The 13,878-nt window shown below is 36.3% G+C and carries 13 protein-coding genes; 9 read left to right on the forward strand and 4 right to left on the reverse strand.

Features of this window, described 5'->3' with window-relative positions; translation table 11 throughout:
- Nucleotides 1-69: 69 nt before the first annotated feature.
- From fabF to recO, 7 genes are all read left to right on the forward strand, one after another.
- The gene (fabF, locus tag KUI_RS02475; protein ID WP_014840228.1) at nt 70-1,302 is read left to right on the forward strand and encodes a beta-ketoacyl-ACP synthase II; all 1,233 of its coding nucleotides are present in this window, start codon (nt 70-72) and stop codon (nt 1,300-1,302) included.
- 493 nt (nt 1,303-1,795) lie between these two features.
- Nucleotides 1,796-3,376: a Do family serine endopeptidase gene (locus KUI_RS02485; protein ID WP_013522262.1), complete on the forward strand. Its 1,581-nt coding sequence runs from the start codon at nt 1,796-1,798 to the stop codon at nt 3,374-3,376.
- 81 nt (nt 3,377-3,457) lie between these two features.
- Nucleotides 3,458-5,251, forward strand: coding sequence for a translation elongation factor 4 (lepA, locus tag KUI_RS02490; protein ID WP_013522263.1), 1,794 nt, complete (start codon nt 3,458-3,460; stop codon nt 5,249-5,251).
- On the forward strand, nt 5,251-6,054 hold the full coding sequence (gene lepB, locus KUI_RS02495; RefSeq protein WP_013522264.1) for a signal peptidase I: 804 nt from the start codon (nt 5,251-5,253) through the stop codon (nt 6,052-6,054). Before lepA ends, lepB begins: the two co-directional genes overlap by 1 nt.
- Before the next feature lies 1 nt (nt 6,055).
- Nucleotides 6,056-6,724: a ribonuclease III gene (rnc, locus tag KUI_RS02500; RefSeq protein ID WP_014840230.1), complete on the forward strand. Its 669-nt coding sequence runs from the start codon at nt 6,056-6,058 to the stop codon at nt 6,722-6,724.
- A gap of 75 nt (nt 6,725-6,799) precedes the next feature.
- The gene (era, locus tag KUI_RS02505; RefSeq protein ID WP_014840231.1) at nt 6,800-7,690 is read left to right on the forward strand and encodes a GTPase Era; all 891 of its coding nucleotides are present in this window, start codon (nt 6,800-6,802) and stop codon (nt 7,688-7,690) included.
- Nucleotides 7,690-8,307: a DNA repair protein RecO gene (recO, locus tag KUI_RS02510; RefSeq protein ID WP_014840232.1), complete on the forward strand. Its 618-nt coding sequence runs from the start codon at nt 7,690-7,692 to the stop codon at nt 8,305-8,307. The genes era and recO overlap by 1 nt, the downstream gene beginning before the upstream one ends.
- Here the strand turns inward: recO and KUI_RS02515 are convergent.
- The 3 genes from KUI_RS02515 to KUI_RS02525 form a co-directional block, all read right to left on the reverse strand.
- Nucleotides 8,272-8,982 (reverse strand): Bax inhibitor-1/YccA family protein, encoded by a 711-nt coding sequence (locus tag KUI_RS02515; RefSeq protein WP_013522268.1) that lies wholly within the window; start codon nt 8,980-8,982, stop codon nt 8,272-8,274. The two genes, recO and KUI_RS02515, sit on opposite strands and share 36 nt — an antisense overlap.
- A gap of 79 nt (nt 8,983-9,061) precedes the next feature.
- Nucleotides 9,062-9,511, reverse strand: a complete 450-nt coding sequence (locus tag KUI_RS02520) for a DNA polymerase III subunit chi (protein ID WP_014840233.1) — start codon at nt 9,509-9,511, stop codon at nt 9,062-9,064.
- A 2-nt stretch (nt 9,512-9,513) separates the two neighbouring features.
- A complete protein-coding gene (locus KUI_RS02525; protein WP_013522270.1) occupies nt 9,514-11,004 on the reverse strand; it encodes a leucyl aminopeptidase in 1,491 nt (496 codons plus the stop codon).
- A gap of 51 nt (nt 11,005-11,055) precedes the next feature.
- Between KUI_RS02525 and lptF the strand changes: the two genes are divergently transcribed.
- Both lptF and KUI_RS02535 read left to right on the forward strand, forming a co-directional pair.
- Nucleotides 11,056-12,174 (forward strand): LPS export ABC transporter permease LptF, encoded by a 1,119-nt coding sequence (gene lptF, locus KUI_RS02530; protein ID WP_013522271.1) that lies wholly within the window; start codon nt 11,056-11,058, stop codon nt 12,172-12,174.
- Entirely contained in the window at nt 12,155-13,099 is a 945-nt protein-coding gene (locus tag KUI_RS02535) for a CysB family HTH-type transcriptional regulator (protein ID WP_013522272.1), read from the forward strand. The genes lptF and KUI_RS02535 overlap by 20 nt, the downstream gene beginning before the upstream one ends.
- Here KUI_RS02535 and KUI_RS02540 read toward each other — a convergent pair.
- Nucleotides 13,096-13,782, reverse strand: coding sequence for a TetR/AcrR family transcriptional regulator (locus KUI_RS02540; protein ID WP_013522273.1), 687 nt, complete (start codon nt 13,780-13,782; stop codon nt 13,096-13,098). The two genes, KUI_RS02535 and KUI_RS02540, sit on opposite strands and share 4 nt — an antisense overlap.
- Nucleotides 13,783-13,878 lie beyond the last annotated feature (96 nt).

The following is a 13,878-nucleotide window of genomic DNA, read 5'->3' on the forward strand; positions in this document are numbered from 1 at the left end:
TTCTATTAAGCGTTTTGTAAAGTAGCATTGAAGTGCTTTACAAGACGCTTTTTTTTATAAGGAGCATATGTGAAAAAACGTGTAGTAATAACTGGTCTTGGTTTAGTAACTCCCGTGGGAAATGATCTTAAAACCTCATGGCAAAATATAGTTGCAGGTCAATCTGGTGTAACCAAAATTACTCGTTTTGATGCAAGTGAATTCAGCTCTCAAATCGCAGCTGAAGTGAAAGGTTTTGATCCATCACCTTATATTCCTCAAAAGGAAATTAAGCAGATGGATACATTTATACATTACGGTTTGGCGGCTTCATTAGAAGCTTGGAAGGATTCTGGTTTAGAAGTTACAGAACAAAATGCTCATCGCATTGGAGCTATTGTTAGTTCTGGTATAGGTGGGTTACAAAGAATTGAAGCTACTCAAACTGAATTTTTACAAAAAGGTCCACGTAGGATATCTCCATTTTTTGTTCCAGCTTCTCTGATTAATTTGGTTTCTGGACATTTAACTATTAAATTGGGTATTACAGGTCCAAGTTATGCCATAGTCTCTGCGTGTGCTACTGGAGTTCATTCGATTGGGGATGCTGCACGTTTGATTGAGTATGGAGATGCTGACGTTATGATAGCGGGTGGTGCAGAGTCTACAGTTTCACCACTTGGCATTGGTGGATTCGCAGCTATGAGAGCATTATCTACGAGAAATGATGATCCTGCTACAGCTTCAAGACCTTGGGATCAGGATCGCGATGGTTTTGTGTTGGGAGAGGGTGCTGGAGTAGTTGTATTAGAAGAGTATGAGCATGCTATTGCACGTGGAGCGAAAATTTATGGTGAATTTGTAGGTTATGGTATGAGTTCAGATGCTCATCATATCACGGCTCCAAGCAAGCAAGGACCAGCTTTAGGCATAAGAAATGCTCTTAAAAATGCTGGGATAAATCCAGAACAAATTGATTATGTTAATGCTCATGGAACTTCAACGCCTCTTGGTGATAAAAATGAAACTGAAGCACTAAAAATCGCATTGGGAGACCATGCATACAAAACAGTTGTTAACTCGACTAAATCCATGACAGGGCATTTATTAGGTGCTGCAGGTGGAATTGAAACGGTATTTGCTACTTTAGCTGTACGTGATCAGGTGTCGCCCCCAACAATTAACATTTTTAATCAAGACCCAGAATGTGACCTTGATTATTGTCCAAATGAAGCCCGTGATCTTAAGATTGATTATGCACTATCAAATTCATTTGGGTTTGGTGGGACTAACTGCTCAATAGTTATTAAGAGATTTGAGTGAAATTAAGGGCTATTAATTATGGTGTTCTAGAGGATAGATGGGAAGTCAATCTTTCAGTATTTCCTCATTTATATATACATAGTTTTTTAGCCCTATTAATTTTTTTAGCCACATTACCTTTTTTTGGAATTTTATATTCGGCTTGTTTAGGGGTTATTTTTATCCAATTTAGTAAGCAGAGATTGGAGAGAGGTCCTGAGTTATACAAGTATTCATTTAGACCATCTCATATAACTCAATTAATACCACCTAATGGAGTAGTTGATTTAATAAAAGCCGACTTTTATCAATTTTGTTTTTATTTGAAAATCAAATCTAAAAATTCCATTCAAAATGTAATTCTGTTTAAATGGCAAATGGACTTCCACTCTTGGAGGAAATTGAAGATTTTACTTCTCAATAAAAATAATTACCTTTGATTTCAATACAGTAAAATTTTTACTTTTCGTCCTTAGACTATTAGCGACAGACAAACACATAATTTAGGATACATATGAAATTCCAAAAATTGCCACTATATGCATTATTGCTAGGTGCTTTGGTTTCAGCACCAGCTTTTTCTCAAAGCAGTTCATCTTCAACTAGTTCTTGGAGCACGGAAGAGGCCCCGAAAGCTACTACTCCACCAGCTAATCATGACTCCACAAGTGTGACCTTAGGTTTACCTGATTTCACCAAAGTTGTAGAGAAAACAGAAAATAGTGTAGTTAATATCCGCACTATGGAGAATATTAGTACTAGAGGAGGTCGTGGGGGACCAGGATGGTCTTTCCAGGGTGACCCAGATGCTGAAGAGTTTTTTAATTTCTTCTTTGGTCCAGATTTTTTTCCTGAGCCGTTTTCAAAACGATTCGGTCCTGGACCTAGGGATGATTATCCAAATCGTGATTTTGATAGAGGATCAGAGGGTCCAAAATCTAAAAAAGGAGAAAAACAAGTTCCTAGTGGGGTAGGTTCTGGTTTTATCATTTCTAAAGATGGTTATATCATCACAAATGACCATGTAGTCGATAAAGCTGACAAAGTTATAGTTACATTAAATAACGGTAAGGAGTACGATGCTGAGGTTATTGGATCTGATAAACGTACCGATTTGGCTTTGATTAAAGTTGATGCTAAAGATTTAGAGCCTATTGAAATTGGTAATTCTGATGCACTTAAAAAGGGTCAATGGGTATTAGCTATTGGTTCACCTTATGACTTAGAGTCGACTGTTACTTCAGGCATAGTTAGTGCGATTAATCGTGACACAGGTGACTATCTACCATTTATTCAAACAGATGTTGCCATAAACCCAGGTAATTCTGGAGGACCTCTAATCGACCTGCAAGGTAAAGTTGTTGGAGTTAATAGCCAAATCTATACAAGAAGTGGAGGCTCCATGGGTATCTCCTTTTCTATCCCTATTAATGAAGCTATTAATGTAATTAATCAGCTTAAAGATACTGGAGTTGTAGAACGTAGTCGTATGGGAGTTACTATTGGTCCAATTCAAGAAGATGTATATAAAGCTCTAGGGTTATCTAATAACAAAGGTGCTTTAGTAAGTAGCGTTGAAAAAAATGGTCCTGCTGATAGAGCTGGTATCAGAGCTGGAGACGTAATTCTTAAATTTGACGGTAAAGCTATCAATAAATGGACAGACTTACCTCGTATGGTTGGTCAAACTAAACCAGGTAAGAAAACTGAAATCGAAATTTTCCGTCGCGGAAAAAGCGAAACTCTAGCGGTTACAGTTGAGGCTATGGAATCTAAGGGTATTAAATTTGGTAAAAACAAAAAGCCTGAGGTAAAACAAGATAATAAATTAGGTCTTTCTGTAGTTGCACTTGATTCAAAACAAAGGGACAGGCTTAACATTAAAGGTGGTGTCCAAGTATTTGAACTTACTGATGATGCTAAGGAAGCGGGTTTTATGAAGGACGATATTATTCTTACAGTTAATAATGTTGATGTATCTACAGTGGAGGAATTTAATGAGGTGGCTAATTCTCTTCCTAAAGATAAAGTAGTTGCCGTACTAGTGCTTCGTGATAAAATGACGCAATGGATTACTACTACTCCAAGTAAGTAATTTAACCCTAACTTAAGTTGTTTAACCTCGATTAAGTTTTCTTAGTCGAGGTTTTAAATTTTTATTTAACCTCTAATTTGAATGCAAAATATTCGTAATTTCTCAATCATTGCCCATATCGATCATGGTAAATCAACTCTTGCAGATAGGCTAATTCAAAAAACAGGTGGCCTAGCTGATAGAGAAATGTCTGCCCAAGTTCTTGATTCTATGGATATTGAGCGAGAAAGAGGCATCACAATTAAGGCTCAGACTGCCACCCTTAATTACAAAGCTAAGGATGGTAATGATTACATTTTAAATATTATTGACACACCTGGTCATGTGGATTTTTCATATGAAGTTAGTCGATCATTGTCGGCATGTGAAGGTGCACTTTTAGTGGTTGATGCTACTCAAGGGGTTGAAGCACAAACCGTAGCGAATTGTTATACAGCCATTGATCTTGGTGTTGAGGTTATCCCAGTACTCAATAAAATGGATTTACCCTCAGCTCAACCTGAAGAAGCTCGTGCTGAGATAGAGGACGTGATAGGGATTGATGCATCAGATGCAGTTTTAGCTAGTGCTAAAACTGGTATGGGTATTGATGAAATTTTAGAGGTGATTGTTAATAAAGTACCTCCTCCAAAAGGTGATATAGATGCACCATTACAGGCTTTAATTATCGATTCATGGTTCGATAATTATGTGGGTGTAGTTATGCTTATCCGAGTCGTTAACGGATCAATTAAACCCAAAGACAAAATCACCTTTATGGCTACACATGCAAATCATATTGTTGAGCAGTTAGGCGTGTTTACTCCAAAATCTCAACCTAGAAACTCACTATCTGCTGGAGAAGTTGGTTTCTTAATAACGGGTATAAAAGAGCTTGCACACGCTAAAGTTGGAGATACGATTACCAATACACAAAATCCTGCAACTGAATCATTGCCAGGGTTTAAAGAAGTTAAACCTCAAGTTTTTGCTGGGCTTTATCCTGTAGAAAGTAGCGAATATGACCAGCTTAGAGATTCATTAGAAAAATTAAAACTTAATGATGCTGCTTTACAATTTGAACCTGAAGTATCTCAAGCCCTAGGGTTTGGCTTTAGATGTGGTTTCCTAGGATTGCTTCACATGGAGATAGTCCAAGAGAGGCTGGAGCGTGAGTTTGATATGGATCTGATTACTACTGCACCATCAGTAGTTTATGAGGTCGTTAAAAATAATGGTGAAGTATTACATATTGATAGTCCTTCTCGTATGCCTGATCAAGGGACTATCCAAGAGATACGTGAGCCTATAGTGAATTTAACCCTATTTATGCCTCAAGATTACGTTGGACCTGTTATGTCTTTGTGCAATAATAAGCGCGGAATCCAGAAAGATATGAATTATCACGGTCGTCAGGTGCATCTACACTATGAAATGCCACTTGCAGAAATTGTGCTAGATTTCTTTGATAAATTAAAATCTATATCACGTGGATATGCATCTATGGATTATGAATTTTTAGAGTATAGATCTGCAGATGTGGTTAGAGTAGATTTACTTATCAATGGAGATAAAGTTGATGCTTTGTCTATGATTGTTCACAGGGCTTCTGCTAGATTTAAGGGTCGGGAAGTTGTATCAAAGATGCGTGGATTGATTCCAAGGCAAATGTATGATGTCGCTGTTCAAGCGGCTATTGGGGCGGAGATCATTGCCAGAGAAAATGTTAAGGCTCTAAGAAAAAATGTATTAGCTAAATGCTATGGTGGTGATATTACTAGGAAGAAAAAACTTTTAGAAAAGCAAAAAGCTGGTAAAAAACGTATGAAGCAAGTTGGAAGCGTTGAGATTCCACAAGAAGCTTTCTTGGCTATTCTTCAAGTTGAGGATAAATAATGGATATAGTATTTTTAGTTTTAGTTATAGTTACTTTTACTGCAATGGCTTTAGAAAAATATGTTCTAAAACCTAGAAGAATTAGACTTTATGGATCAGAGGCAGATAAGTACTCAAATGGTTTTCTTAACTATATAGGCAGTCTTTTTGGCTTGGTACTTTTTATATTTTTACTAAGGGCATTTGTAGTAGAACCGTTTAGGATTCCGTCAGGTTCTATGCTACCTACTCTTCAAAAAGGGGATTTTATATTAGTAAATAAATTTAAATATGGGCTTCGATTTCCAATTATTAATCAAAAATTAGTCTCTTTAGGCAGTCCAAATAGAGGGGATATTGTTGTGTTTAGGTATCCACTCAATACTAGCCAGGACTATATAAAGCGCATTATAGGTATTCCAGGTGATGTGATAGTTTACGAAAATAAGCAACTTTACGTTAACGGTAAGGCTATTGAATCTATTTCTGATGGCCCATATGTTAAAGCAGAACAACAATCTGGCAAACCAGAACTTTATAAAGAGAAATTATTCTCTATAGAGCATGGTATCCTACAGATGCCTGGCTTATATCCTATTAAACCTATAGAGCAGTTTGAAGGAATAGAATCTTGTAAGTACTACTTACAATCTGCAGTTGAATGTAAAGTTCCTGAAGGTCATTATTTTGTAATGGGTGATAATAGGGATAATAGCCTTGATAGCAGATATTGGGGGTTTGTGCCTGATAAATATTTAGCAGGAAAAGCATTTTTTATATGGTTGAATTTTGAAGACTTTGGTCGTATAGGTCCAATCAAATAGTATGAAATTAGATGAACTACAGAAAAAATTAAATTATTCATTTAAAGATATTAAACTTCTAAATAGGGCTTTAACCCATAGAAGTTTTAGTTCCACTCATAATGAAAGATTGGAGTTTTTAGGTGATTCAATTTTAAATTTTTCTGTAGCCTCTTTATTGTTTAAAAAATTAAAAGATCAGGCTGAAGGCGATTTAACTAGAATTAGGGCTAGTTACGTTAATCAAGATACCCTGGCTAAAATAGCTAACAATTTAAAATTGCAAGACCTTATTAAATTAGGTGAAGGTGAATTAAAAAGCGGTGGTTTTAAAAGACCATCAATCCTAGCAGATGCTGTAGAAGCTATTTTTGGTGCAATTTATATTGATAGTAATATTGAACAAGCCCAAAAGGTGGTTGAAAGCATTTATGAACCACTAATGAAAAATGTGGATTTTTCAACTGTGGGTCGGGATTCAAAAACACTTTTACAAGAATTTGTTCAGGCGAAAAGAGTTCCATTGCCATCATATAAAGTTCTTAATATTACAGGAGCTGCTCACGATCAGGAATTCGAAGTTGAATGTACAGTGGAACTTTTTGATGTTTCTGCACAGGCCGTGGGAGCTAGTCGTAGATCTGCTGAGCAAGCAGCCGCTACTCTAGTTTTGGAAAAATTAAAAAAATAAAATCATTTTCTAAAAAATCTCCAAACAAAAATAGAAAAGTAACCCAACTTACACTTCCTGTTGCTGTTGAACAAGATGCCAAATAAGAATTTAAAAGCAGGGTATATCGCAGTTGTAGGTAGGCCAAATGTAGGCAAGTCTACTTTAATGAATGCCTTAATCGATAGCAAAATATCGATTGTTTCCCGCAAAGCTCAAACCACAAGGCATCGCATTCATGGTGTTCTTACTAAAGATTCAGTACAGTATATTTTTGTAGACACACCAGGATTTCAAACCCGACATGGTGGCACCATGAACAACATGATGAATAGGGTGGTTACTTCTACTTTAAATGATGTAGATGTAATTCTTCATGTGGTTGAGGCTGGTAAATGGAACGATGGTGATGCTCAAATTATTCCTCTGCTTCCGAAAAACAAACCCGCAATCCTAGTTCTAAGTAAAGTTGATCTATTGAAGGATAAGAACTCTTTATTTGCTTTTACTAAGGATATTCTACAAAAGCATACCTATGAAGCAGTTGTTCCAGTAAGCTCAGAAAAAACAATTCAACTTGATACATTACTGGATGAAATTTCCATTAGGTTGCCTGAAAGTGAGCATTTGTTTGATGAGGAAGCAATTACAGATAGAAGTATAAAATTTATTGCTTCTGAAATTATTAGAGAAAAGATTTTTCGATTAGTGGGAGATGAACTCCCTTATGAGTGTACAGTAGTAATTGAGAAATGGGATGAGGAGGCTTCAGGCACTAGCATAAATGCATGTATTTTAGTGGAGAGGGAAAATCATAAACCGATTCTACTCGGTACTAAAGGGATGCATATGAAAAGAATAGCATCCGAAGCACGACAAGACATATCTAAACTTATCGATAAACCCGTATATCTTGAAATATTCATTAAGGTACGTAAGGGTTGGTCTAGCGACGAAGCTCATTTGCGTAATCTTGGGTATGAGTAATGGCAACCCTAAAAAAGAAAGTTTCGGAAGCTAAAGCTTTTGTTCTGCACAGTATATCTTGGAGTGATAACTCCCTTATAGTGAATGTTTTTTCTCGTGAATATGGATTGATAGCGGGCGTTGCCAAAAGTGCTAAAAGACCCTATTCAGTTTTAAGACCTATTAACGCTCATTTTCAACCACTACTCGTAAGCTGGTCTGGGTCTGGTGAACTTAAAACCATTACAAAAGTTGAAACCGATGGATTTTATTGCATTCCAGAACGTGCTTTGATGTCTGCTTGGTATCTAAATGAACTAATCTTGAGAGGAGTAGCCAAAGAAGATCCGCACGAAAAGCTTTTTGATTGTTATAAAGATGCGCTATTAGGCTTGGTTTCAGACACAGACCCGCGTATAGTACTAAGACGTTTTGAGTGGCAATGGCTATGCGAAATTGGTTATGGATTAGATTCGGCAGAACCCGATTTTTACGATTTAAAAAAAGAGCCTGAATTGCGAAATGAACTCAGGCTCAATATATCAAAAGCTTTAAATAGATCGACTCTTAATGTAAGAGAAAATCTAAATCATCTCTCAAAATTAATCGCTACTAGAAGTCATACCGAAGATACTTAGTAAGCTTGAGAAAATATTATATAGACTGATGAAAATACTCATAGTCGCCATAATATAGTTAGTTTCTCCACCATTTATTATTCTTTGAACATCAACAAGTAAATATAAAGAGCAGATAATAACTACAACTGTCGCTAAGGCTAGAGATAGTGCAGGTATGAGCAAGAAAATATTAGCCACAGCACCTATAATGCAAGCAATAAGACCAATAAATAAAAACTTACTTATAAAACTTAGGTCTTTCTTTATAACATTAGCCAAGGTTGCCATGATAAAGAATATAGTAGCCGTAGAGCCGAAAGCGTAAAGGATAAGAGAAGGTCCATTTGCTAGCATAAGGATACTTGAAATTAAGTTGCTTAAGGTAAGCCCCATAAAGAAAGTAAATGCTAACAAGAACCCAACTCCTGCAGCTGAATTACGATTTTTAACTACAAGAAACATGAGACCATAAACACCTATCATAAAAATAGCAAATTGCATAAAAGGTCTCATGCCAGCAAAAATGTTAAACTGCATGCCAACTAAAGCACCCAATGCTGCAACCGCAATAGATATAGCTAGCAATACATATGTCTGACTAAGAACTTTATTCTTAGCTTTAGCAATCGCCTGACCATTTCCGCGGAAAGAATCCTGAGACAATGAATCAGAAGGTCTACCGAAATTATTCATGTGTACTCCAAATTATTGATTTAATTAAGTTTACTATATAAATTATGGGGTCGAAATCCAAAGAAACAATACATTAATATTAATTATATTTAAACTCAAAATATTTAATTTCATGCCCGTCTTGTTTGTATTTAAGTACTCTATCTCGAGCTAATCTTTTTGACTCGCTCTCACTCATAACAAACTCAAGAATATTTTCGAATAAAGTCGCTTCTTTCAAATAATCCGTACTCAAATTAAGCAAAAAATAAGGTTGAGGGTTTAACTTTTTAAACCAGTCATTAATATCTTCATTACATATAATGATTCTAGGGGGAATTACAATATCATCCCCCGCAAAATAATGAGGAATGAAATTGCAATCATCCTTAGACCACAATCTTTCACTAAATTTATTTGCTAGTTTTGGATCGTGGCAATACACCAGTATGCTACGACCCTTTGAATAATGAGCACTCACGGAGTTTACTGACATAGTGATTATGTCATCTATGCTTCTGGCTCCGTGAGCTTCGTATACTTCAGACACTATTATTGATTAAGCAAATATGCCATTAACAATGCAACAGGACGACCAGATGCACCTTTGTTATCGCCTCGGTTCCAAGCAACTCCAGCTATATCAATGTGAGCCCATTTATAATCGCCAATAAATTTTTCTAGGAAAGCAGCTGCCACTGCAGATCCAGCAACGCCACAACCTATATTTGCACAATCGGCAAAATTACTTTTAAGTTTTTCTGCAAATTGCTCATCTAGAGGCATTTTCCAAGCTGTGTCATTTGCAATTTCACCAGCATCAACCAATGCATCTGCAAGATCTTCATCGTTTGAGAAAACGCCAGCATGGACATGACCGAGAGCCTGAATAATTGCACTTGTTAGAGTGGCAATATCAATTACAACCTCGGGATTAAATTTATCCACATAAGTTAAAGCATCTGCTAGCAACAAGCGTCCTTCAGCATCAGTATTAAGAATTTCAATGGTTTTACCAGACATGCTAGTAACTACGTCACCTGGTTTAGTTGCATAACTGCTAGGCATATTTTCGGTAGCTGCTACAACACCGATAATTTCGCGATCAAATCCGATTTCCGCTACAGCCTTAAGAACGCCGAAAACTGAAGCAGCACCGCACATGTCGAATTTCATCTCATCCATACCAGATTTGTTTTTTAATGAAATACCGCCTGAATCGAAAGTGACACCTTTTCCAACAAAGACTAACGGTTTTTTGCTAGATTTCTTAGTTGGAGTATATCTAAGTGTTATAAGGGCAGGCTCCTCAGAAGCACCAGCTGCTACTGATAGAAATGCACCCATTTTTAATGATTCTATTTGCTTACGTCCTAAAACTTCAGCTTTAATTTCTTTGTATTCTTTAGCTAAATCTTTAGCACAATTACCTAAATATGTAGGTGTGCAAATATTGCTCGGCAAATCACCTAATTGCATAGTTAGAAGCATGCCATCTGCAATAGCTTTACCTGTGGCAATGGCATCCTTAACCAATTTAGTGTTTTCTTTAGAAGTAGTAAATCCAAATTTTTTAAGAACATTATGGTCTGGAATCTCTTTGAATGTACTTGTGTATTTGTAGTTAGAGTAGTGAACTTTACGTGCAGCAACTATAGTTGCATCTTTTAGGGTTATTTCCTCGTGATTTTTAAATAAAGCCTCTTCATCTAAAAGTGTGCTTACACCTTCTTTTATGCTGTACTCCTCCATAAAACAAGTAACAGCACAATGAGCATCCTCTAGAGCTTTCATGTCAAATTTATCTTCTTCGCCCATGCCTATAAGTACTACTTTTTCAGCTGCAAAACCAGGAACATCACGCATCATATAAGCATCGCCTAGACCACATCTAAACTCTTTGCGGATGATATTTTTAATTTCTGCACTGTTAGGTAAGTCTTTGGAAATAACGCCGTGTTTTCCCTCTTTAAATACACCAACAAATAAAGCTGGTGTTTTGATTTTTAAAATATCTGCTGTATTATGAACGGTGAATTGCATATCACTCCCCTTTATTAAAATATATCCTTATATTATTACCTATATCTTTGCATGATTCTATTTAAACGCTCAGTTGTTTCCGAAATACTAAATAATGCAGGGGTAGTATTTTCTACGCTTTTGATAGTTTGGCTTAGTGTTCTTTTAGCTAGACTGTTAGCTCAAGCTGCTTCAGGTATCATAGGTCCCGATTTGGTGTTGGGTATTTCGGCTTTCTCTAGTATTACAGCGTTGCCTATTATCTTAATAGTGTCTTTGTTTATTTCTATCATAACTACGGTTTCTAGAAATTACCGGGAGCAGGAGATGTACGTATGGTTTACAACTGGAGTATCCCTTGTAGATTGGATTAAACCAGTACTTAGAATAGCTATTCCAGTAAGTGTAGTTATAGCCATCCTAACTATAGTCACATCACCATGGGCCTATTTGCAAATTGAAGAGTATCGCCAAAGATATGCTCAGAGATCTGATTTTTCTAAAATAGTGCAGGGTCAGTTTTTAGAAACTGATGCAGGAGCTCGAGTTTTCTTTATAGAGCCATCGGAAAATAATAATCACGAATTCGGAAAAATTTTTGCTAGAGAAGTTACAGAAGAGTGGATTAGTATACTTAATGCAGACTATGGGGACTTTAAGACTAATTTTGAAACTGGCGAAAGATATATAGAATTAGGCTCTGGAACTAGATATGACATTAGAATTGGCACACCAGAATTTAGAGCTTCTAAATTTAGTTCTGTAACCATGAATATAAATCAGAAAAATTCATACACGGAAGAGCAGATTAGGACCAGGGCATTAGAAAAAATTAAGGCACGACCTTTTACTCAACTAATTAAAGATAACAATTCTCGAAGTGATTCTCAGATTTTGTGGAGATTGTCATTGCCACTAGCTGCTTTAAATTTGGCTTTATTGGGGATTCCATTAGGATCAGTTAATCCTCGTATGGGTAAATCAGCTGATATATTTATGGCAGCTTTAGTTGGTATGCTTTATATGAATTTACTTAATGTCATGCGTGGTTGGGTAGCCGCTGAGCAGATAGGTCTATGGACTGGGTTTGTGCTCGTTAACGGGTTATTTAGTGCTTTAGCCGTGTTTCTGTTTTGGTATAAATTAAGAATTAGAAAACCTAAAAAACACAATGAATATTCAGCAATTTAGATACGTACTTGAAACTGTAAATAATAACTTTAATTTAACAGATGCCGCTAAGAAACTTCATACTTCTCAGCCTGGTATTTCTAAGTCAATTATTGAGTTAGAAGAGGAATTGGGATTTCAGATATTTGAACGAAATGGAAAAAGACTTAGAGGGTTAACTAAACCAGGAAAAGCAGTCGTATCCGTTATTAGAAGGCTTATTCTTGAAGTTGAAAATATTAAGAGATTAAGCAATGAGTATGTGAGTCATGATGAAGGTGTATTAGTTATAGGCTGTACGCATACTCAAGCGAGGTATTTTCTACCTGAAATTATTTTAGACTTTAAAAAAAGATATCCTGGCGTACAAGTTTCGTTAATTGAAAGTAGCCCACCACAATTAGCAAACATGTTACTTAATGATGAGTTAGATGTTGCCTTTGCTACAGAAACACTTGCACAAGTGCCTGGGGTTGTGATTTTTCCCTGTTATGACTGGCAGCACTTTTTAGTTATGAGAGAGGATCATGAGTTGGCTGAACTCACATCTTCACAAATTAAAGAATTATCTTTGGAAGATATTTCAAAGTATCCGCTTATAACTTATTCAATACAGTTCACTGGTAGGCCATCTATTGATGCGGCCTTTGAAAAAGCAGGCATAGAAAGCAATATAGTCTTAGAGGCAATAGATGCCGACGTTATAAAAACATATGTTGATGTTGGTTTGGGTTTGGGTATTATTGCAGGTATGGCATATGACCCAAGGCGAGATAGGGGGCTTATTGGAATTCCAGTAGGGCATCTTTTTGGACATCACATATCAAAGATAGGATTACGTAAGGGTGTATTTGCTAGAGATTATGTGTTTGAGTTTATCCGGATGTGTGCACCTGGAGTGGAAAAGAAAAAAATTATTGAACTACTGCACGAAAATCTTTTTTAATCTTGATTTGAATCTCTGAATTTAGGCAAAGGGGCATACAATCCACCTAAAAGAAAACTTAGTAATCGCTTTTTAAGCCTTTTATCGCTAAGTTTGGTACTAGTGGCATGTAAATTTTCTGTATGTTCCAGTAGGGCTTGAATACCTGAAATCGCATAAGAAGTAGCTCCCAACATAAATTGGAATCTCCAAAGAATTTCTTCTTCTGGCACATCTGGCATGGCTTTGAAAAATGCTTGTCTATACCTTTCAAATACCAAAGCATTCTCTTGTGCGACCACTGTGGTTACAAAATCACTAGGACTTAACATCGTCTGTTCCAGTATTTTTAAATAAATATTGCCGTCATGGTCATCCTCACCAGCATGTGCTACGAGACTTCCAAAAAAGGCATATATTAATTGAGAAGGTCTTACTGGTTTACCAGCTGCTCTAGCTTCTAATGCATCTAGCTTTTCTAGCCTTTCTTTATTAATTGCTCCCAGCCTTCTTTTAAGTACAGCTGCAATCAAAGCGTCCTTACTGCCAAAGTGGTAATTAACAGATGCAAGGTTAACGCCAGCTAATTGCGTAATATCTCGCATAGAGGCACTCTCATAACCTTTTTCTACTATAAGTTTTTCAGCGGCATTTAGAATTTGCCTTCTAGTTAATATGGCTTTACTTAGCTTATCTTCGCTCATAAGGGGAATTTAAAATAGTAAAACAAACGATTGTTTAAAAATGAAATTATACAAAATAATTATATTTTTACAAATTTCAAATTTCGGTTGAAATGA

The organism is Taylorella equigenitalis ATCC 35865 (assembly GCF_000276685.1).
GTDB lineage: Bacteria > Pseudomonadota > Gammaproteobacteria > Burkholderiales > Burkholderiaceae_B > Taylorella > Taylorella equigenitalis.

Coding starts and splice junctions, on each gene's coding strand:
- lepA (WP_013522263.1), top strand. CDS start 3,458: ATGCAAAATATTCGTAATTTCTCAATCATTGCCCATATCGATCATGGT.
- KUI_RS02540 (WP_013522273.1), bottom strand. CDS start 13,782: ATGAGCGAAGATAAGCTAAGTAAAGCCATATTAACTAGAAGGCAAATT.
- KUI_RS02535 (WP_013522272.1), top strand. CDS start 12,155: ATGAATATTCAGCAATTTAGATACGTACTTGAAACTGTAAATAATAAC.
- recO (WP_014840232.1), top strand. CDS start 7,690: ATGGCAACCCTAAAAAAGAAAGTTTCGGAAGCTAAAGCTTTTGTTCTG.
- KUI_RS02515 (WP_013522268.1), bottom strand. CDS start 8,982: ATGAATAATTTCGGTAGACCTTCTGATTCATTGTCTCAGGATTCTTTC.
- lptF (WP_013522271.1), top strand. CDS start 11,056: ATGATTCTATTTAAACGCTCAGTTGTTTCCGAAATACTAAATAATGCA.
- rnc (WP_014840230.1), top strand. CDS start 6,056: ATGAAATTAGATGAACTACAGAAAAAATTAAATTATTCATTTAAAGAT.
- KUI_RS02525 (WP_013522270.1), bottom strand. CDS start 11,004: ATGCAATTCACCGTTCATAATACAGCAGATATTTTAAAAATCAAAACA.
- lepB (WP_013522264.1), top strand. CDS start 5,251: ATGGATATAGTATTTTTAGTTTTAGTTATAGTTACTTTTACTGCAATG.
- KUI_RS02485 (WP_013522262.1), top strand. CDS start 1,796: ATGAAATTCCAAAAATTGCCACTATATGCATTATTGCTAGGTGCTTTG.
- era (WP_014840231.1), top strand. CDS start 6,800: ATGCCAAATAAGAATTTAAAAGCAGGGTATATCGCAGTTGTAGGTAGG.